Source organism: Sphingomonas hominis, from assembly GCF_013328205.1.
Classification (GTDB): Bacteria; Pseudomonadota; Alphaproteobacteria; order Sphingomonadales; family Sphingomonadaceae; genus Sphingomonas; species Sphingomonas hominis.
The window spans coordinates 1-20,731 of sequence record NZ_JABULH010000015.1 but is presented as its reverse complement, the minus strand read 5'-3'; the positions used below and the strand labels follow the sequence as shown (position 1 = coordinate 20,731).

Sequence of the window (20,731 nt, the reverse complement as noted above, 5' to 3'; positions counted from 1 at the left end):
GGAGAACGACGCCGTTCATCCTTTGGTAAGGACTTCGGCGGATGATCGTACGTCTCACGGCAACGATCTTGTTCGTCCCATCCCGCTAACCCCCTCGGATCGGGGTGAACAGGCAACAGGGGGGTGATGCGTTGGCCGGCAGCGTCGCTTGGCATCGGCGCGGCCGCTTCCCACATCCTCCGATAACGACTGGTCCCCTGTGGACTGCTCGTGGCATCGCCGGTGGCTTTCGGGCTCTCATTTCCTTGGCCGCCGGCGGTGTTTCTCTTTCTCCTTCGTTGAAGGTTTAAGCTCGTCGATCAGCCCCTCGGCAGCGGCTGCACCATCGGTGCAGGGGCCGCGGTCGGCTGCGTCGAAGCGGGTGTTGCGGAAGCGGGCAGGGCGACTCCAGGCAGCGCGCCTCCGACCGACGGGCATGCGGTCGAATAGGTCCGCCCGCGCGCATCGGCGGGCAGCCGCACGTCCGCCACCTTCACATGGTCGCGCTCGGCGATATGCTCGCGCACCAGCGCCTCGGCCGCGCCCGGCGTCGCGCGGAAGCACCACAGCCGCTGCTCGGCGCCTTCCATGATCATCGCGTAGACCGATTTCTCGATCGCCTGCTGCAGCGCCAGCTGCACCGGCTCGTTGTAGGTAATACCGCTGTCGATCTCGAGCAGCTGCTTGAACCCGACGTAGCGGAACGCGTCGGCGCCCAAACCGACCGAGACGATCTGCTTGCGCGAATTGACCGACAACAGCACCTCGCCCGTCTTGGTGCTGATCGCGCGCAGGTACACGGTGACCGTATCCTCGCGGTATTTGGTCGACCCGCCGATGCCCAGAAAGCGCGCGCCGATCCCGCCCGTCTTGGTGTTGGAATCGTAGCCGACGATCCCGCCTTCGAGCAGGATGCCTGCGAACAGCAGCGGTGGCAGCGCCTTCGTGTTGAGCTCGGTTTCGCCCAGATAGGCCGAGCGCATCTCGCGGATCACCGATCGCTCGCGCAGCAGATTGTCGAGCCGTTCGCGCTCGATCACCTGAAAGAAGTCGCGGTGCCCGGCGTCCTGCAACGCCTTGATCAGGATCGAGGTCGCGCCCTGCGTCACCGCGCGCGACAAGGTCTGCACTGTGTCGCTGTCCTTGAACTGCCCGGTCTGGTCGGTGAAGCCGTAGACCGCGACCGCAACACGGCGTTCCGCGGGCGGCAGCTCCTCCAGCGTGCGCTGTGCCGGCGTCGCCTGCGCGATCCGTGCCGGCGCCCAGGTCGAGGGACGGCCCATGTCGCCGGCGCATCCGGTCAGCATCGCGCCAGCCAGCGCCACAAACGTCAACGAACGCAGCATATTCGTCAGTTACCCAGCAGCGGCAGCGTGATCTTGGTGGTCGTGTTGGTGACCGAGTTGAAGATCGTCAGTGTGACACTCTCCACCCCGCGCACGAAATCGATCACTTGGTCGCCGAACACGAAATGGCCCGAATCCGCCGGGTTCGCGCCGAAGATCTTGTCCGCGATCTGCGTCGCGACCGTGGAGAGCAGCCGGCTCTGCAGCTGGTCGACGAATTGCTGCGCGGGATCGTTCGCCTTCTTGCTCTCGGGGTCCTTGTAGCGGTTGTTCGCCTCCGCGGTCGCCAGCAGGTGCGCGCTGTTGAAGGGACTGCCCCCGAACGACGGGTTGGTCGGCGTGTAGATCAGCGACGATGCCGCGGCCGGCGTCGCACCGACACCTGCGCCTGCAAGCACCGCGGCGGTGCCGCCCACGATGCCCTTCACGGTCTTGCGGGTCATGTGACCTCCCCCCTGTGCGCCCCGCCCCCGGGACCGAATGGGTCTATACGCCTGACCCAAAATCGCGTCGATCAGACAGGCGTCCCGTTCTCGTTGCCTGCGCGTCCCACGTCCCGGATCGGGACCAGGGAAGGTGCAGATCAATCAAGCAGGGTGGTCCAGCGCTCGAACACCAACGGCACGTCCTCGACCGGCACCGCGCGCTGCGGATCGGGACCGTGCGCGCGATAGGCGCCGGGGGTGCAGCCGTACTCGCGCTTGAACACGCGCGTCAGGTGCGACTTGTCGGAAAAGCCGACCGCACCTGCCAGTTCAGCGATCGGGCGCGTCTCATTCGGGTCGGCCAGCATCGCGCGCAGCGCGTGGAGGCGTCGGCGCTGCACCTGCTGCAACACGCCGCTACCCTCGCTCACGCCGTCACCGAACGCGCGGTACAAGGCCGAGCGTGACACGCGGAGCGCGGCGCAGATCGAGGCAACGTCGATCGGCTCGGCCAGGTGACCGTCGATGTAGCTGCGTACGCGGCTGATCAGCGCGTCCTCGCGCACGGCCTGCGCACCGCCACTGCGGCATGCATCGAGGATCGCGTCGACCAGCAGGTCGCGGATCGTGCGCGCGACCGCGGGCGCATGGTCGCGCGTCAGCGTCGGCAGCGTCTCGACCGCGGCGCGCAGGAACCCCGACAGCAATGCGGCTGGCCCGCCCGTCGCGACGATGCCGTGCGGATCGCACCCCTCCAGCATCGGCAGCAGAAACGCGCGCGGCATCGAGATGATGAACGCCTCCAGCCGCGTCGCATCGGTCCAGCAGGCGTGCCGCATGTCAAGCAGCGTGACCGATCCGGCCTCCGACACCCGCTCACCGCGACCGTAATCCCCGACAAACGATCCTTCCAGCAGCAGGACGATCGCCAGATGATCCTTCAGATCGGCCCGCACCCGCGCCTCATCGCGGTCGTACCGCAAAGCATCGACGCTCGCGTGCGTCAGTACCAGCGATTCGAGCATCCACAATCGCGCATGACCGTTGAACGGATCAGGCCCGCGTTGCGTCACATCCAAACTACTCAACGCCGACCGCCACGCCTGAAACCGCGCAACCGGCGGAACTAGCGCCGTGTCGAACACCAGCGGCACCAAAGGTTCGCTCTTCCCCATCCCCATATCCAACGTCCCCCCGAACGCGATCAAAGTCGGGCGCGTGTAACGCGGAGCGGGCCTGCTCGCCTATGCGCTTCGTGGCTTCATCGGAGATTTCATCCTCACGTCATGCCGCGGTCATGGTCGTTCACAGGAACTGCGCGCCCGCTTGATCGCGAACGCCGTCGTACCCGCGCATGTAGGATCGGCACGATATTCAGCAGACTGCTGCGGCTCGTATGCGAAAAGCCGATGGCACACCGGTTGCAGCGGCGACGTCTATCTCTACACCGCGGCAATCCAATCAAGGTTTAGAGATCATGACCATCAAGAAGGTGCGCAAGGCGGTATTCCCGGTCGCGGGGCTGGGCACGCGCTTCCTGCCGGCGACAAAGGCGATGCCGAAGGAAATGCTGACGGTCGTCGACAAGCCGCTGATCCAGTATGCGGTCGAGGAAGCGCTGGAAGCGGGAATCGAGCAGATCATCTTCGTCACCGGCCGCGGCAAGGCCGCGCTCGAGGATCATTTCGACATATCCTACGAGCTCGAGACGACGATGCGCGAGCGCGGCAAAAGCCTGTCGTCAATCGAGAGCATACGCCAGCAGCCCGGCTCCCCCGTCTATGTGCGCCAGCAGGAACCGCTGGGTCTCGGCCATGCGGTGTGGTGCGCGCGAGAAATAGTCGGCGATGAGCCGTTCGCGGTGCTGCTGCCCGACGAGTTGATGGTCGGCAGCCCCAACTTCACGGCGCAGATGGTCAACGCGTACAATAAGATCGGCGGAAACGTCATTGGCGCGCTCGAGGTCGCCGACGAGGAAACGAGCAAGTACGGCATCATCTCGCCGGGCAAGGTCGATGGTCGGCTGACCGAGGTCACCGCGTTGGTCGAGAAGCCCGCGAAAGGCACGTCGCCGTCAAACCTGATGATTCCCGGCCGCTACATCCTCCAACCCGAGGTGATGCGCATCTTGGACGCCAAGGAGACGGGTGCGGGCGGCGAGATCCAGCTCACCGACGCGATGGCCCAGATGATCGGCCGCCAGCCATTCCACGGCTTCACCTTCGACGGCGACCGCTACGATTGCGGCGGCAAGGAAGGCTTCATCCAGGCCAACCTCGCGCTGGCGCTCGCGCGCGAAGATATCGGGCCCGCGGTGCGTAGCTTCGCAGCCCGCCTGCTCGGATAAAGCATCGGGCGGCGCATCGATTCCGAATGCAGGTGAGATAAGTTGCGAGCGAGGGGCCCGAGTTTTTAATCATCGCTATCGCGCCGCGCGCCAAATGATCGTCGCCGCACCCGCAGGTAGGTGCAGCACTCCATTTGGGGTCGCAACGTGCCGCTCGTTGACCGTCGCGATGCCCGGCTTGCCTGCGAACGGCCATGTCAGCACGAGCCCGCCGGGCGGCGCGGCGTTGCCGGAGACGGTCGCGACCAATCTGCCCGATTCGGTACGCGCGCGGAGGTTTACGGTACCGTAGCGGGTGCGCAGGCCGCGTACGTCGACGCCCGTGCCCGCCAGCCACTCGGGCGTCAGGCCGGCGGCTAGGACCAGTTGGTCTTTCCCAACGTCCTCGTAGGCGAAGAGGTCGAGGGCGGCGCGGATGAAGTCGGATGCGACCCAGGCGTGCGGCATGTCGCCGATGAAGCGGTGGTCGCGCAGGTTCCGCCCGACCACCTCGGCCCAGCCGTTCCACGCGGCCGGGCAGCGGTCGGCCATATAGGCGTCGAGCAGGTCGTTCGCCTTGGCACGTTCCCCCAGCCTGACCAGCGCGGAGACGTTGCGCAGTTCGTAGGGGGTGTAGTCGCTCCACGTCGCACCGGGGGCACCACGCGCCATCACGCGTTCGTACTGCCGCTCGAAGGTGCGGCGCAGCAGGTTCGGATTCAGCCGGTCCTGCTCGCCCGCGGGATCGAGCGCCATCGTCGTCGAGGTAGCGTCGAAATCGCCCATGCTGGTCGCACCGGGGATATGGTCGATGCGCCAGTAGCGGGCCGCGGCTTCAATCGCCGCATGGATGTCGCCCGCGAACTGGTCGCGCTGTGCCGCGATCGCATCCGCCTCGGGCCGCGCGAGCACCCGGGCGGCGTAGGCCGCGTCCTTGTAGCCGGTCAGCCCCCAGAAATCGTCCCACAGGCTGTACTGCGGCTTGGCCGAATAGCCTTCGTGGCTGATCGAGGGCGGCAACAGGCCGTACAGCATGTGGCGTTCCGGCGTCAGGTTGGCGGGCGTCCGCTCCGACTGGCGCTGCGCCTCCATGTAGCGGCGCGCGGCGTCGAGCCTCGGCCAGTCGCGCTGCAACGCCGCGCGGTCGCCGGTGTAGCGATAGAGCTGGGTGACGAGGTGGATATACTCGCCTTGGCTGTCGTTCTCGGGGACCGGATCGGGCCCACGCGCGTCGACGCAGCACGGCACCTTGCCGTTGTCGAACAGCCTGGTCCCGTACCAGTCGGCGAAGGCGCGCACGGGGGCGACGTGGCCGAGCCGCAGCAGCGTGTCGCCCATCATCGCGCCGTCGCGGATCCAGCTGCGGTCGTAGGAGCGCGTGCCGGGTTTGAATGCCGCGCCGTCGCGGCTCATCAGCACGTGCGCGAGCGCGGTGCGGATCGTGTCGGCGACCGCCTGCTTGGCGGGCGGCACCTGAAGCGTGACATTGCCCAGTGTCTCGTGCCAGTAAGCCGCGGTGTGCGCGACCGCCCGGTCGAACGCGGCGCGGTTCGCGGGGGTGGCGTCGCCGATCGCGAGCGGCACGTCGGCGCTAGCTCCCGGCGCGAGCGTCACCGTCCAGCGCATCGTGCCGCTGGCGAGCAGCGCGGGATCGGTGACCGCGGGCGCGCCCGTCGCCGCGGCGGGTGTGGCGAGTGCGCCCTGGTCGAACGGCCGCGCGACGACCGTGTCAGGGCGGGCGAGAGGGGTGATCCGGCGCGTGACCGCGGCGTCGCCGGCGATCGCGGGCGCGCTCGTCACCGCCATCGCGGACCCGTCCCACGCGATCCGTGCGATAGGGCTGACGCCGCCCTGCTGGCTGAGGAACTGCGCCGGCGGATTGACCTGGAACGGGCGCACCGCGAGCGCGAGCGTCAGCGTGCGTTGGCTCGCGCCGGTGTTGGTTAGGCGATAGCGCGCGAGCAGTCGCGGCGTCGCCTGATCAGCGACCAGTGCGGTATCGAGCGTCCAGCCGTCGCCTGCCCAGCCGACGTGCGGCAGCGGCAGATAGCCGTCCTCGAGCTGCTGCGTCGCGCGCACGTCGGCCCAGCCGATCGTACGCGCGCCGTCGATCACGAAGGGTTCGATCGAGAAGGCGCCCTTCGCCACCTCGATCGCGCCGTCCTCGCCGATCAGCCCCGACACCGCGCCGCCATCGCTGGCGACGAGCGTCCAGTAGCTCTGCTCGGTGAAGCCGCGCGGGTAGGTGCCACGCGGGGCGGTTTTCGCGAGCGCGGCGATCGTGGCGTTGGGGGTCACGGACCATGCGCGCGGCATCACCTCGACCTCGGCGAGCTCGACCTTGGAGCCTGCGCCCTTGTCCGCAGTGAGGCGCAGGTAACGCGTCTCGGTGCCGGGCAGCGGCAGCGGGTCGTCGCCGCCATCGCCCTGGTCGACGCCGCGAATCGTGTGCCAGACACGTCGATCGTCCGACGTGTCGACATGATAGCGTGTGGCGTAACGCTTACCCCAGTGGAGTGTCAACCCGCCAATCTCGCGCACCGCGCCGAGGTCGATCACCAGCGGACGCGCGAGATCGGCCGCGGTATCGCGCCGGCGATCCAATGCGCGCGGATCGCTGGCGACGGGCGGCAGCGGCGGGGTAGGGGGCGCGAGCGGCTGGAGTTGGAGGTCGTCGACCTCGACGTGCCCCGCACCGCCGTCGCGGTCGCGCACCACTACCACCTCTACCGCAGCGGTGCGGCGCAGCGCCTTGTCCGCGGTCGGCCCCCAGGCGAAGTCGACGTCGCGCGGGCGGATGCGGAGCGTCTGCCAATCCGCGGAGGGGCGGAAATTGGGGTAGGGGACCCACCAGACGTTGTCGCCGCTGGCGTCGCTGAACTTGATCTGCAGGTCGTTGACGTTGGCTGTTCCGCGTACGCGCAGCGTGAGAGCGAAGTTCGCGGGCCAGTCGATCGCAAGCGGGCGCCGCGCGACCGCGTACCCTGAAACGCGCGCGAAATCATAGTCGAGCCGGAGCGCGCCCGCGTCCGCCGACACGCGCGCGGTGACGCCGTCCGATGCTGACGCTTTCCACGCAGTCACACTGTCGAAGCGGTCGAGCACGCGCACCGGCGCGGGAGCGACGACAGCAGCGCTCGCGAGCAGGGCCGCGATCACGCCAGCCATCCCCCGGTGAAGCCCGCGCGCGTCAGCCCGCGGCGGATGTGCGGGTTGCGCCTGAGCGTCTGCCACACGAGCCCGGTGCGCGCATTCTCGATCATCGCGACGATGGGTCCTTGGTCGATGCCGAGGTAATCGCCGTCGATCCAGCCGACGCCGGGCACGACGCGGCCGTGCTGGAGCGGCGCCGACGCGTCGGTCAGCGTCGGGTTGAACGAATCGAGGAAGCCGTAGCGCGTGTAGATGCCGCGGCCGTAGCGCGCGTGCATCGCGCCGATCGCGCGGGTCGCGAGCTCGGGCTCGATCGCGATCGACGCCGCGGCCGCGGTAGGCGCGATCGTGCCGTCGTCGCGGTCACCGGGGCCGCGCGCGGAATAGCTGAAGAACTCGCGCTGCCGCCCGTCGATCGTGCGAGTGAAATCGCCCGGTCCGTCGCACGCGGTCAGCCCCCAGACGTCGGCGCCGTAATCCGCCCATTTGCCCGGATTGGCGATCGCGTAATCGCGCTGCGCACGCACCGCGCGCCGGCTGTTCTCGAAATAGTCGATGCCGCGCCGCGCCATGTAGGCGTCGCGGATGCCGCGGAAATCGATGAAGCAGTGGCTGTACTGGTGGATGAACAGCGGCGGGAATTGCAGGTGCGGCTCGCCACCGAAGCGGTTGCCCCATTGCGCGTCGAAGCGGTCGCTCCACGCGGTCCACGTATCCGCCGGCAGCGCGTGCGTAGGCGAACCGAGCGCCAGCACGTAGAGCAGCAGCCCCTCGTTGTAGATGTTCCAGTCGCTGGCGATGAATCCGCTCTCGGGATGCCAGCCCATCGACAGAAAGGGTTTGCGCGGCGTGATCCAGGTCCACTCGACCGCGCGGTAGAGTTGGTCGGCGAGTCGACGGATCTCCGCCTCGGGCGCGTCTTCGCGGTCGAACCACGATTGCGCGAACAGCACGCCGCCCATCAGCAATGCGGTGTCGATCGTCGACAATTCGGTGCGGCCGAAGCGGTGACTGCGTTCCATGTCGAGAAAATGGTAGAATAGCCCATGGTGCCCGGCGGTGCCGGTCGGCGCAGGTCCCTGCGGCGCGCGCGCGAAGAAACGCAACGTGGCGAGCGTGCGGTCACGCGCCTGCTCGCGCGTGATCCAGCCGTTCGCGACACCGATCGGGTAAGCGGTCAGCGCGAAGCCGACCGCCGCGATTGAGGCTAAGGAGGGCGTCGGCCAGCGATCGGGCGCGAGGCCGGTCGCTGGGTCGGTCGTGTCCCAGAAATAGCGGAACGTGCGCTGTTGCAGGTCGCGCACCAGCACGTCGGAGGCTGGCGATGTGGCACCCCGAGCAGGAAGCGTCGCGCACCCGCCCAGCATGCCCGTACTCATCGCAGCGAAGCCGAGCGCTCCCCCGCCCAGCATCTGCCTGCGATCGATCATACGTTGTCCCACTCGAAAAGAGACGCGGGGCAGCAGCACGTCGCTGCCCCGCGTCGGCGTCAGAAGGAGAAGCCTGCTGACAGCTTCACCGTGCGCGGCGGATTGCCGCCGATCGAGTAACCGACCTGCTCGCGGTAAGTGCTGCTCAGCGGGTTGTTGTCGAAATCGACGTAGTTGCGGTCGTTCATGACGTTGATGACATCGACGCGCAGCCGCACGCGCGCCTGATCGTTGACGAAGCCGACCGGCACGTACTTGGTCAGCGCGAGGTCGAGCTGGCGTCGGCCCCAGCGGTCGCCGTTGCCCAGCGTCGTGCTGCCGACGATCAAGCGCTGGAACGGCTGCGACTGGTCGAGGAACGCCTTTTGGTATGCCGGCGATTCAATCTGGAACTTGCCCGACAGCGTGACGCCGATCGGCAGGTCGACGCTGCCCGCGGTGACGAAGCGGTGCCGCGGCACGCCCGAGGAACGCAGCAGCGGATAATCGTCGAGCGACGGGAAATCGAGCGAGTAGGTTTCGCCGAACTGCCGGTTCTCCTCCGCCTGCGTGTAGGTGTAGGTCGCGTCGATGCTCCACGGCGAGGCCGCGGTATAGGGCTTGGTCAGCTTGAAATAGGCCGCGTCCGAATTGGTCTTGAGCCCGTTGGTGCCGAGGATGATGTTACCGTAGCCGTTGGGCGTGAAGCTCCACGGATTGGCGGGCACGTCACCGGGATCGGCGGGATCGTTGTAGAAGAACGATCCGTCGGGACGACGATTGCCAAGCAGGAAGGCGAAACCGTCGCGGCTCTTGATGTGGGTATAACCGACCTCAAGCTCCAATGCGGCGAACCGCCCGCGCAGGCCCAGACTGAACTGGTCCGCATACGGCAGCTTCAGATCGTTGTTCATGAAGATCAGCTCGCGTCCGCCGCCCACGGCGGTGCCGAGCAGGCTCTGGCGCCCTTCGGCGGTCAGGTACGCCGGGTTCCACGGGATGCAGGTGGTCGGATTGGCATTCTTGTCACACGGGTTCTGCAGGTCGTTGCCGATGAAGTTGAACGTCCGCGTCTGATACGCGCCCTGCGCGAGTTCCTGCTGGAGGAAGTCGAACTGGTTGCGGTCGTACGAGCGACCGTAGCCACCGAACATCGAGAAACGGCCCGCCTCGTCGACGCGATAGGTGAAGCCCAGCCGCGGCTGGAACGCGCCGGTGAACGCCTTCCGCTCGCGTCCAGTCGAGATGTAGTCGCTGATCGCGTAATTGGCGCCGACCAGATTGACGTAATTCGCCGGCGACACCGCGTTCACGATCTCGGACGGCGTCACGTAATCGAGGTAGCCGGGCGTCCGCTCGTAGTCCCAGCGCAGGCCGAGGTTGAGCGTGAGCCGATCGGTCACGTCCCAGTCGTCCTGCGCGTAGAGGCCGAGCTGGAAGTTGTTCGATGTGACCAGGCCATTGCCCGCCGGACCCGCCGCACCGAATTGCAGCCGGTACGGATTGGCATCGTTGAAGCCGGTCTGGCTGTAGGCGTTGACGTCGTAGGTGTAGAGCGGGTTGGTGAGGTTCTGCTGGAGCGAGCGCAGCTTCACGAACTTGGTCTTGAACCCGACCTTGATCGTGTGGCCTTCGAAGCCGGTCCAGGTGAAGTCGTCCTGGACGGTCCAGCCCTTCTGCCCCTTGTCCTGGAAATTGGTGCCGGCGCCGTATTGCAGCAGGTTGGAGCGCACGAAGGTCCGCGCGCTCGTCACCGGATCGACCTGCACCTGCGTGCGCTGGAGCAGGAAGGCATTGCCGTCGACCGCGGGCTGCGGGCTCCACTTGCTGTCCTCGTAACTCACGCGCGCGTCGTTGATCCAGTTATCGGCGGTATGCTGCCAGCGCAGCAGCCCGCGAATGTCCTCGACCTTGTTGAGCGTCGATCCCGAGGGCGCGAGGAAGCCGGTGCCGTTCTGCACCCCGCTCTCGTCGCGGTACTTGCCCGACAGCTCGATCAGGTCGCGGTCGGTCGGCACGATGTCGATCTTGCCGAAATACAGGTCTTCCTTGAACGAGTTCGAGAAGGTGCCGAAATTGCTCTGGTACTGGCTCGGCAGGAAGCTCGTCGGAATGCCGTTCTCAGGCCGCACATCGTACGGCGTGTCGAGGCGCTTGCCCTCGTAGCTGGCGAAGAAATGCGCCACGTCCTTGATGATCGGACCGCCCAGCGCCGCACCGAACTGCTTCTGCGTCGTCTCCACCTTGGGCAGGCGCATCGGGAACAGCTCGCTCGGGCGGCGATCGCGCAAGGACTGGTCGGTATAGTCGAAGAAGCCCTCGCCGTGGAATTCGTTGGTGCCCGACTTGGTGATCGCGGTGATCGCGACCGAGCTGACCTGGTCGAACTCCGCCTTGTAGTTCGACGACAGCACCTGATACTCGCCGATCGCGAGCTGCGGGAACGGGTTGCCCTGCGAGCTGTCCTGGCCGGTGATGCCGCTTTTCAGCACGTAATCCTTCTGGCTGACGCCGTCGATGAACACGTTGACGGTGCGGCTGTCCTGCGCGCCGCCCTGAATGTGCGAGTTCCCGCTCGCATCCTCAAGGAAACGGACACCGGGTGCCAGGTCGGCGAAGGCGAGGAAGTTGCGGTTGTTCTGCGGCAGCTGCTCGATCAGCCGCGGCGTGATGTTGATGCCGACCTGTCCGCCCGACAGCGAGCGGATGCGGCTGCCGGTCACGATGATGTCGCCGTCGCCCGCGGTCTCCGCACCCGTCGAGGGCGTGCCCGCGGGCTCGGTGCCTGTCGCGCCGCCCGCTTCCGGCTCGGCCGGGGTGGCGGGCGCAGTGGGCGCGGTGGTCAGGTCGAGGTCGAGCCCCGCGGTCTGCCCGACGCGCAGCGTGAACGCGTCCGACTGGCGCACGCCGGTCTTCTGCCGGATCTCTAGCTTGTAGGTGCCTGCGCGCAGCGAGGCGAAATTGTAGCTGCCGTCGGCCCCCGCCGGCACGGTGCGGCGGATACCGGTCGAAACCTCGACCGCGCTCACCTCCACCACCGGATTGTCGGCCGGCGCAGTGATCGTACCGCGCAGAGAGGCTTGGCCCACCTGCGCGCTCGCGGTCGTGGGCGTCATTACCGCGCCGCCAGCCAGCGCGGTCGCCGCGGCGAAGGCGGCGCGGAACATCGTCTTGTTCATGCTTCTTCCCTGTGTGCCCGGTCTGCCGGGATCGTGTTGGTTATCTGGGTAGATTGGCGCGCGACGAGGACAGGTGCGCGCCGCTCGGGCGCGCCGTCGTCGTCGCCGGCGATGACCTGAGCGAGCCGCGCGACCGCGCTGCTCCCGAAATCGGCGATGTCGATGCTCAAGGTGGTGAGCGCGGGCGAGATCAACGCGGCGAGCGGAATGTCATCGAACCCCGCGATTGCGACGCGGTCGGGCACTGCCACACCCGCCTCGCGCAGTGCCATCATCGCGCCGATCGCCATCATGTCGTTGGCGGCGAAGATCGCGTCGAACACGGCGCCCTCGGCCAGCAGTGTCGCGACCGCGCGCGTGCCCGATCCCTGGTCAAAGTCGCCGGGCAGCACGCGCAAGTTGACGCCGGCGCGCACGCAGGCGGCCCGCGCGCCGCGCAGGCGCTCCTGCGCGTCGACGTTGCCAGCCGGCCCCGCGACATGGACGATCGCGCGGCGCCCGCTCGCGATCAGATGATCGACCATCGCCTCCGCGCCGGCTGCGTTGTCGATCCTCAGCGACGCGCGCGCGTCAGCGGCGCAATTGAGCAGTACGACCGGCATGCCGGCGGGCAGGTGGCGCAGCAATTCATCGGCGGGCAGGTGCGGCGCCATCAGCACCAGCCCGTCGACGCGCCCACGCATCGACTGGAGCGCCGCGACGCCGCGGGACTGGTCGTCGTGCATCACCATCAGCATCAGGTGGAGCCCGCGCACGCGCGCCTCGCCGTCCATGCCGCGCAGCAGCTCGGAATAGAATTCGCCGTGCAGGTCGGGCAGCACCACGCCGATCGCGCCCGAGCGCGCGAGGCTCAGGTTGCGCGCGCCCGCGTGCGGCACGTAGCCGAGCCGCGCGGCGACCTCCTCGACATGGCGGCGCATCTCGGGCCGGACGGTAACCAAACCGTTCAGCGCGCGCGACACCGACGCGACCGACACGCCGGCTTCGCGCGCGACGTCGCGGATCGTGGCATTGGCCGCAGCACTAGTCTTGCCCGCGGGCGCACCCGTCACGTTCATCCCCTCCCGACAAGCAGGCGACGCGCCGGCCGCGCATCCGCCTCTTGCTGTAACCGGTTACATCGATCACACGGATGGTTCAACAACCTTGTTTAAAGCTGGGTGCGCGACGATGACGCGGGGCTCTGGGGTGAGGAAGAACGGATGACGAAGGCGACGATGCCGAGGCGCGCGGTGCTGATGGGGGCGGGCATGGCAGCGGCTTGGGCGGCGAGCCCGGCACGCGCGCTGCTGGCACAAGTGGCCACGAAGGCGGCGACGTTGCCGCCCGCGGTTGAGGCGCTGATCGCGCAGATGACGGTGGAGGAAAAGGCGGGGCAGGTGACGCTGATGGCCGCGGCCTGGGCCGGGGGGGCGGCGACCGCGCTCAACCCCGCGGGCGCGGCGTCGAGCTTCGAGGGGCAATTGGCAGAGGTGCGCGCCGGTCGCCTGGGCGGCGTATTCAACGGCAACGGCGCGGTGATGGCCAAGCGGATGCAGATGGTCGCGATGCGCGAGGCGCGGATCAAGATCCCGCTGATCTTCGCGGCCGACGTGATCCACGGGCTTCGCACCGTCTTTCCCGTCCCGCTCGCCGAGGCTGCCAGCTTCGATCCCGAACTCGCGCGTCGCACCGCGCGCGCGGCGGGCATGGAAGCCGCGGCGTCGGGGATCGACTGGACCTTCGCACCGATGGTCGATGTCGCCCGTGACGCGCGCTGGGGCCGGGGCGTCGAGGGTGCGGGCGAGGACGTGCTGCTCGGTCGCATCATGGCGGCCGCGCGCGTGCGCGGGTTCCAGGGCGAGCGCGGACTCGCCGCGCCCGACGCGGTCGCCGCCTGCGCCAAGCATTTCGCCGCCTATGGTGCTGGCGAGGGGGGCCTCGATTACAACAGCGTCGACGTGTCCGAACGGACATTGCGCGAGGTCTATTTCCCGCCGTTCGAGAGCGCGTTTGCTGCGGGCGCACCAACCACGATGGCCTCGTTCAACGAGATCGCCGGCGTCCCCGCGACCGCCAACGAGTGGCTGTTGACTGAGGTTTTGCGCCGCGAATGGGGCTTCGACGGGCTCGTCGTGTCCGACTACACCGGCGACGAGGAGCTGATCGCGCACGGTTTCGCCGCGGACGCGCGCGAGGCGACCAAGCTCGCCTTCATGGCGGGCGTCGACATGAGCATGCAGAGCGCCTTCTACATCAAGCATCTGCCGGGCCTCGTCGCCGCGGGCGAAGTGCCGATGGCGCGGCTCGATCAGGCGGTGCGCCGCGTGTTGGCGCTGAAGGTACAGCTCGGGTTGTTCGACGATCCCTTCCGCCGCATCGATCCGAAACGCGAGAAGGCCCGCGTCCGCACGCCCACGACGCTCGCGCTGGCGCAGGAAGCGGGCGCGCGCTCGATCGTGATGCTCAAGAACGATGGCGTGCTGCCGCTGCCATCGACGGGCAAGCGGATCGCGTTGATCGGCCCGTTCGCATCCGGGCAGCACGATCTAATCGGGCCGTGGAACGTCTACGGCACCGACGCGGAGGCGGTCGATCTTGAGGCGGGCGTGCGCGCGGTGGTGCGCGACGCCGCATCGGTTAGCGTGACTGCGGGCAGCGGCGTCGACGATACGCTGCCCGGCGGGATCGACGCCGCGGTCGCCGCGGCGCGCGCGGCGGACGTGGTCGTGCTCGCGATCGGTGAGAGCCAGCGCATGTCGGGCGAGGCGCAGTCGCGCGTCGACGTGGTGGTGCCGGCAGCGCAGATCGCACTCGCCCAGGCGGTCGCGGCGACGGGCAAGCCGGTCGTCGTGCTGCTGCGCACCGGCCGCGCGCTGGCGCTGACCGAACCGGTGCTGGGCGCTTCGGCGATCCTCGTCACCTGGTTCCTCGGCTCGCGCGACGGCCCCGCGATCGCCGACGTGCTGTTCGGGCGCGTCAGCCCCTCGGCGAGGCTGCCGGTGTCCTTCCCCTACGCGACGGGGCAGGAGCCGTACCATTACGACCACAAGAGCACCGGTCGGCCCAATCCACCGGGCCCCCTCACCGAGTACAAAGCGCACTACCGCGAGTTTCCCAACCAGGCGCGGTTCGCATTCGGCCACGGGCTGACCTACGGCACGATCGACTATGCCGCGCTCGATCTGGGTACGGCGCGGATGAGCGCGGACACACCGCTCGTCGCGCGCGCGACGATCCGCAATTCAGGGACGCGCGCGGCGGAAGAAGTGGTGCAGCTCTACGTCCACGACGTGACCGCCAGCATCACCCAGCCGGTTCGGCTGCTGAAGGCGTTCCAGCGCATCTCGCTCGCACCCGGCGAGGCGAAGCAGGTCAGCTTCACGCTGCGCCGCGCCGATTTGCTGTTCGTCGGGCAGGACCTGAAGCCCACGGTCGAGCCGGGACGCTTCCGCGTGTGGATCGCGCCCTCGGCTCAGGCGGACGGCGTGTCGGGCGAGTTCGTGCTCGCCTGATCCGCATCACGGCGGTGCGGGATGGCGGCCACCGCCACCAGCATCGCCGCGACCAGCAGCGCGGGACCGGCGAGCATCAGCCAGCGGATCGCGGCGATCGCGTCCGGTCCCTGCGGCGCCCCGCTGCGGAAACCCGCGTACTGGTACACCGCGCCGATCGCGAAGCCGGCGAGCGCCAGCGCGACCTTCTGCGCCAGCGCGAAGGTGCCGAACGCCAGCGCCTCGACCCGCTCGCCGCTCTTCGCGGCCCCCCAGTCAACCGCGTCGGGCAACAACGTCCACGCCGCCAGCCACACCCCCGCGAACGCCGCCTGCATCGCCAGCAGGAAGCCTGCGGTGGCGATGCTGCCCGGTGCCGCCAGCGCCAGCACGACGGACGGCATGAGCGCGAGCGTGCCCGCGGCCAGCCACGCTGCCCGTGCCCCGCGATGCCGCGCCGCCCACGTCCACGCCGGCACCGCGACGACGCTGACCAGCGCCATTGCGGTCAGCGCGCGCGGGCCGCCAGCAGCGTCGTCGAGCACGTAACGGAAGAAATAGAGCACCGACTGCCCCATCAGCGCGGCCGCGGCCCCACCCAGCGCAGCCGCGACGTTCAGCGCGACGAAGAACCGGTTGCGTACCAGCAGCGCGAGCGCGTGGAGCGTCGCGGGCGGGGTGGGGGCACCCACTTTCGTGCGTGTCTCGGGCACCCGCCACGCGATTACGAGCAGCAGCGGCGTACCCGCAAGCGCCAGTACCGCCGCAGCCGCGGCGTATCTGCCTGCCCAGGCGACCAGCACCGGCAGCGCGAACGCGACCAGCGCCCCCGCGACCGCGCCGAACCCCATCCGCCATCCCGCGATCGTCGCGCGTGCCGCGCTCGTCGCCGCCACCCGTGTCGTCCAGGCAGCATAGGGGATGTTGGTAAAGGCGTAGAGCGTGCGGAACACGATCTGCGCCGCCAGCGCGACGAGCGCGTGTCCCGCTGGCACCGCGAACATTGCGACGAACGCCAGTCCCAGTGGCACCGCGCCGAGGCCGACCAGCCGGCGGTACGCGACCGCCGTCCGCTCCGCGACCGCGCCTGCGCAGAAATCCGCCGCGCCGTCCCATACGGTGCCGACCATGAACACGGTGCCAGCGACCGCCGGGGGGAGTTGCAGCGCGTCGATGTAGAAGAACAGCAGGTAGAGATTGATCGCCTGCCAGTAGAGATTGAACGCGAAATCGCCCGAGCCGAACAGCGCCAGCGTTGATCGTCGGGGATGCTGTGCGCTCGTCACCGCCGCTTCATCGATCACCGACGCGGCGATGCCAAGGGCATGTGCTGACCCGACCTCAGACCTGTCGCATCCCGCCGTCGACGCACAGCTCGGCGCCGGTCACGAAGCTGGCCTCGTCGCTGAGGAGAAAGGCGGCAGCTGCGGCCACCTCGTCGACGCGTGCCATCCGGCCCAAGGGAATGGGGGCAATCAGCGCCTGCCGCATCTCCTCGGGCACCCCGGCCATCATGTCGGTGTCGGTCGGCCCCGGCGACACCACGTTGACGCGGATGCCCTGCGGCGCGAGCTCGGCCGCCCAGCTGCGAGCATAGGACCGCAGCGCCGCCTTCGTCGCCGCATAGGTGCTATAGGGCGTCACCCCCATCACATCGGCGATCGAGCCGATGAGGACGATCGACGCGCCGCTGCCCATCGCCGGTACCGCCGCCTGAACCGCGAACAGCGCGCCGCGCACGTTGACGTCGAAGTGGCGGTCGAAATGCTCCGCCGTTTCCTCCGCGATCGTCGCCGGCTCGGACAAGCCGGCGTTCAGGACCAGCAGGTCGATCCGGCCATGCAGACGCCTGGCCTCGGCCACGACGCGCGCCAGATCGGCCGCGGAGGCCGCGTCCGCCTTGATCCCCTACGCCGAGGGTCCGATCCGCTCCGCCGCTGCGGCGACGTCGCCTGCGCGGCGTCCGGTCAGCAACACCGTCGCGCCTTCCTGCGACAGCCGGTCGGCGATCGCGAAGCCAATCCCCTTCGCGCCGCCCACCACCAACGCGACCTTGCCCGTCATCCTTGCCATCATTCGTCCTTTCACTCGCGACGGCGAACCAGATATACGAAGCATATCTGCTAACAAGAACGCACCTGGACTAGCCTAGATATGGCCGACGATACCGACCTCCACGCGCTGTCCTGTCAGGCGCTGATGGACGTGCCCCGCATCCGGCCGGTGCTGGACAAGATCGCGGACAAATGGACGATCATGATCCTGACGGTGCTCTGTCCCGAGCCAGCGCGCTTCAACGAAATCAAGCGGCGGCTGGACGGGATCACCCACAAGTCGCTCGCCGACGCGTTGAAGCGACTGGAGCGGCACGGGCTGGTCACGCGCACGGTGATCCAGACCACCCCGATCGGCGTCCGCTACACGATCACGCCGCTCGGCCATTCGCGGCGTGAGCCGTTCGAGGCGCTTTGCTCCTGGGCGCTGAAGCAGGAAGCGGCGTTCGTGTCCGATCCCAAGCGCCACGTCGCCTAGTGCACCCGATCGGCCGGGAGCGATATTGCGTTCTGGACCAGCGCACGAGCACACCCTCCCATCCCGCCTAAGTTTAACTTTACATTAGATTTATTATCGCCCGGAATGCGTGTAGGCGCTAAATAGAAATGACACCCCTTCGCTAGATAGAAATGGCACAGCGAGTGCCAGCGGGTCGCCGGTGTCATGGCCATCCTCGGCAGCGAGGATGTGCAAGCGATGACGGTGCTGACGATGAGTACTGCCGAGGTGAGCCGGTTCGACACGCTGATGCGGCTCGACCGCGGCGAGATCCGGGTCGCAGACGCGATGGCGCTGCTGAGCCTTGAGCGTCGACAGATCTACCGGTTGCTGGAGCGACTTCGGCAGGACGGCGCAGCCGGGCTGATCTCGCGCAAGCGTGGGCGTCCGAGCAACTGGCGCTACGCCGACGCCTTTCGCGATCAAGTCGTCTGCCTCGTGCGCGAGCAGTATAGCGGGTTCGGGCCCACGCTGGCACGTGAGTATCTGGCCGAGCGGCACGGCATCCGGGTGTCGTGCGAGACGCTGCGGCAGATGATGATGGCAGCGGGGCTGTGGAAGGACCGCGCAGCGCGTCGCCCTCGCCCGCACCAGCCGCGTTACCGGCGGGACTGCCGCGGCGAGCTGATCCAGGTCGACGGGTCCAAACACTGGTGGTTCGAGGACCGGGGCCCGCAATGCACGCTGCTGGTCTATATCGACGACGCGACCAGCGAACTGATGCACCTGGAAATGGTCGAGAGCGAGAGCACCTTCGCCTACATGCGGGCGACCCGGACGTATATCGAGCGTCACGGCAAGCCGGTTGCGCTCTATTCCGACAAGCACAGCGCGTTTCGCAACAACACCGCCTCGGCGAACGGCGACGGTATGACGCATCTCGGGCGGGCGCTGAACGCGCTCAACATAGAGATCATCTGCGCCAACTCGCCGTAGGCCAAGGGGCGCGTCGAGCGGGCGAACGGCACGTTGCAGGACCGGCTGGTCAAGGCGATGCGGTTGGAGGGTGTTTCCACCATCGCGCAGGCCAACGCCTTTCTCCCCGCCTACATGGCCCGGCACAACCGGCAGTTCGCCAGGACGCCGTTCGACCCGCGCGATCTGCACCGCCCGCTCGCCCCGCACGAGAACATCGAGGCGGAAATGGTCTGGCGCGAGCAGCGCACGGTGACCGCGGCGCTGACGCTGCACTACAACAATCTATGGACGCCTCCCGCTGCAAGGCTGATCTTCAGGCATCGGCAGTGGATGCGTAAATCTATGCGGCCTGTTCGCGGGCGTTTGCCCTGGCCATGATGAGGATCCGCTTCTCTTCGCCTAATAAGGCTAACGGCTTCAGGAGCCATGTTATAGTTCAGGCTGAAGAGCGACGGTCCGTGCCGAGCCTTCATCATCATCCTCGCATCATATCAGCGCTCAGCGCCGATCCCGAGCGCTGCCGTTAGGCAGCGCGATATTCCTCCTCGCGTACCAGCATCGCCCAAGCCGCACGTGCCATCTTGTTGGCGACGGCAACGATGGTCTTGTTGAACCCTCGCCTCGCCTCAAGGGCGCGAATCCAGTCTCCTCGCCCACCAGCCCGGTGTCGCTGGTGACTGGCAACAGCGCGGGCGCCGTGCACCATCTGTCGACGAAGGTAGTGGTTCGCCCTTCGCCCAATTCCTCCCAACCTAGCATTACAGTTGCGTTCCTGATCATCTTCTGAATCAATGGGTCACCATGACGAGGAGGTCGTGGTGACGGGAGCATCGATCGAGGCGACGCTGGAGCTGTGGGCATCATCGCTGCGCGAGGTGAAGTCGCGGATGCGGCCCTTGTTCAGCCAGGAGCGCGTTGCGGCATCGGCGGACAGCTTTCTCGATGGGCTGCTGGGCGACGAGCGCCGCAAGACGAGCTGGATGCGCGCCGAGGCGGCGGGCGATGCGGGACCATGGCGGCAGCAGGCGATCCTGGGCCGCGGGCGGTGGGATGCGGACGCCCTGCGCGACGTCGTGCGCGACTATGCGCTGGAGCACCTAGGCGCTGATGATGCGGTGCTGGTCATCGACGAGACCGGCTTCCTCAAACAGGGCAAGGCGTCGTGTGGCGTGGGGCGCCAGTACACCGGGTCGGCGGGCAAGGTGACCAACTGCCAGATTGGCGTGTTCGCCGCCTATGTTTCTGCCAAAGGCCATGCCTTCGTCGACCGGGCGCTCTATCTGCCGAAGAGCTGGACCGCTGATCCGGCACGGCTCGCGGCCGCGCATGTTCCGCAGGGCACGGCCTTCGCAACCAAGCCGGCGCTGGCAGTGAAGATGATCGAACGCGCGATCGCGGCCGACATGCCCTTTGCCTGGGTTGCGGCGGACGCGGTCTACGGCGTCGGCGATATCGAGCAGGTGTTGCGCCGTGCAGGCAAGGGCTATGTGCTGGGCGTGAAGGGCGACCATCGCTTCGGCTCGTGGGGCGACAAGCCGGTCGTCGCGGGCACGGCTGCCCGGATCGCGGAGGATCTCGATCCCGCCGCGTGGCGGCGCCTGTCGTCGGGCAAGGGTACCAAAGGCAAGCGCTTTCACGACTGGGCCTACTTCGAGCTCGCCGACCTTGAGGCCGACGAATACGCCGAGGGCGCGTCCGGCACATGGACCAGAGGGCTGCTGATCCGCCGCCACATTGCCGATGGCGACCTCGCCTTCTTCACCACCTGGTGTCCGGCCGGTACGACGATCGAAACACTCGTCGGCGTGGAAGGGCATCGCTGGGCCATTGAGGACAGCTTCGAGACCGCCAAGAACGAACTCGGCCTCGACCACAACGAAACCCGCTCCTGGCAGGGGGCACCTCAAGGTTTGTCATATGGACAGCGGCAGTCGGAACAAATGGTCAACAAAGGCCTGAGCGTTGCCGCA

13 protein-coding genes and 3 pseudogenes are annotated in these 20,731 nt (G+C 67.8%); 6 read left to right on the top strand and 10 right to left on the bottom strand.

All coding sequences use genetic code 11. The annotated features are described in order from the left end of the window. Positions 1-299: 299 nt before the first annotated feature. The 3 genes from HRV97_RS16570 to HRV97_RS16560 form a co-directional block, all read right to left on the bottom strand. Entirely contained in the window at positions 300-1,325 is a 1,026-nt protein-coding gene (locus HRV97_RS16570) for a CsgG/HfaB family protein (RefSeq protein WP_246248829.1), read from the bottom strand. 5 nt (positions 1,326-1,330) lie between these two features. Beyond that, positions 1,331-1,768, bottom strand: coding sequence for a curli assembly protein CsgF (locus HRV97_RS16565; protein WP_174195237.1), 438 nt, complete (start codon positions 1,766-1,768; stop codon positions 1,331-1,333). Positions 1,769-1,908: 140 nt separating this feature from the next. After that, complete coding sequence (locus HRV97_RS16560; protein ID WP_174195236.1) at positions 1,909-2,925, bottom strand: helix-turn-helix transcriptional regulator; 1,017 nt, start codon at positions 2,923-2,925, stop codon at positions 1,909-1,911. A 302-nt stretch (positions 2,926-3,227) separates the two neighbouring features. Between HRV97_RS16560 and galU the strand changes: the two genes are divergently transcribed. Next, a complete protein-coding gene (gene galU, locus HRV97_RS16555; protein WP_174195235.1) occupies positions 3,228-4,097 on the top strand; it encodes a UTP--glucose-1-phosphate uridylyltransferase GalU in 870 nt (289 codons plus the stop codon). A gap of 75 nt (positions 4,098-4,172) precedes the next feature. On the opposite strand, the gene HRV97_RS16550 is transcribed toward galU, so the two are convergent. The 4 genes from HRV97_RS16550 to HRV97_RS16535 are packed head-to-tail and all read right to left on the bottom strand — an operon-like array spanning position 4,173 to position 12,875. After that, on the bottom strand, positions 4,173-7,244 hold the full coding sequence (locus HRV97_RS16550) for a discoidin domain-containing protein (protein ID WP_174195234.1): 3,072 nt from the start codon (positions 7,242-7,244) through the stop codon (positions 4,173-4,175). Then, a complete protein-coding gene (locus HRV97_RS16545; RefSeq protein WP_174195233.1) occupies positions 7,232-8,659 on the bottom strand; it encodes a glucoamylase family protein in 1,428 nt (475 codons plus the stop codon). The genes HRV97_RS16550 and HRV97_RS16545 overlap by 13 nt, the downstream gene beginning before the upstream one ends. Before the next feature lie 59 nt (positions 8,660-8,718). Then, positions 8,719-11,817, bottom strand: a complete 3,099-nt coding sequence (locus HRV97_RS16540) for a TonB-dependent receptor (RefSeq protein ID WP_246248828.1) — start codon at positions 11,815-11,817, stop codon at positions 8,719-8,721. Beyond that, positions 11,814-12,875 carry a LacI family DNA-binding transcriptional regulator gene (locus HRV97_RS16535; protein ID WP_174195232.1) on the bottom strand — a complete coding sequence of 354 codons (1,062 nt, stop codon included), beginning with the start codon at positions 12,873-12,875 and terminating at the stop codon, positions 11,814-11,816. Before HRV97_RS16535 ends, HRV97_RS16540 begins: the two co-directional genes overlap by 4 nt. 144 nt (positions 12,876-13,019) lie before the next feature. Between HRV97_RS16535 and HRV97_RS16530 the strand changes: the two genes are divergently transcribed. Continuing rightward, positions 13,020-15,311, top strand: a complete 2,292-nt coding sequence (locus HRV97_RS16530) for a glycoside hydrolase family 3 N-terminal domain-containing protein (RefSeq protein ID WP_174195231.1) — start codon at positions 13,020-13,022, stop codon at positions 15,309-15,311. Here the strand turns inward: HRV97_RS16530 and HRV97_RS16525 are convergent. Together HRV97_RS16525 and HRV97_RS16520 are read right to left on the bottom strand one after the other, a co-directional pair. Further along, on the bottom strand, positions 15,272-16,576 hold the full coding sequence (locus HRV97_RS16525) for an MFS transporter (protein WP_174195230.1): 1,305 nt from the start codon (positions 16,574-16,576) through the stop codon (positions 15,272-15,274). The two genes, HRV97_RS16530 and HRV97_RS16525, sit on opposite strands and share 40 nt — an antisense overlap. A 55-nt stretch (positions 16,577-16,631) precedes the next feature. Then, a pseudogene (locus HRV97_RS16520) lies at positions 16,632-17,354 on the bottom strand (SDR family NAD(P)-dependent oxidoreductase). A gap of 90 nt (positions 17,355-17,444) precedes the next feature. Between HRV97_RS16520 and HRV97_RS16515 the strand changes: the two are divergent. The 3 genes from HRV97_RS16515 (at position 17,445) to HRV97_RS17555 (ending at position 19,139) form a co-directional block, all read left to right on the top strand. After that, complete coding sequence (locus HRV97_RS16515) at positions 17,445-17,822, top strand: winged helix-turn-helix transcriptional regulator (RefSeq protein WP_174195229.1); 378 nt, start codon at positions 17,445-17,447, stop codon at positions 17,820-17,822. Between the two features lie 186 nt (positions 17,823-18,008). After that, positions 18,009-18,779, top strand: a complete 771-nt coding sequence (locus tag HRV97_RS16510) for an ISNCY family transposase (protein WP_246248827.1) — start codon at positions 18,009-18,011, stop codon at positions 18,777-18,779. A 33-nt stretch (positions 18,780-18,812) separates the two neighbouring features. Then, positions 18,813-19,139: a hypothetical protein gene (locus HRV97_RS17555; RefSeq protein WP_246248826.1), complete on the top strand. Its 327-nt coding sequence runs from the start codon at positions 18,813-18,815 to the stop codon at positions 19,137-19,139. A gap of 145 nt (positions 19,140-19,284) precedes the next feature. On the opposite strand, the pseudogene HRV97_RS17550 reads toward HRV97_RS17555, so the two are convergent. Continuing rightward, positions 19,285-19,512, bottom strand: a pseudogene (locus tag HRV97_RS17550) (IS110 family transposase); the annotation flags it as partial. A 50-nt stretch (positions 19,513-19,562) separates the two neighbouring features. On the opposite strand from HRV97_RS17550, the pseudogene HRV97_RS16505 reads away from it, so the two are divergent. Continuing rightward, positions 19,563-20,659, top strand: a pseudogene (locus HRV97_RS16505) (IS701 family transposase); the annotation flags it as partial. Positions 20,660-20,731: the final 72 nt, after the last annotated feature.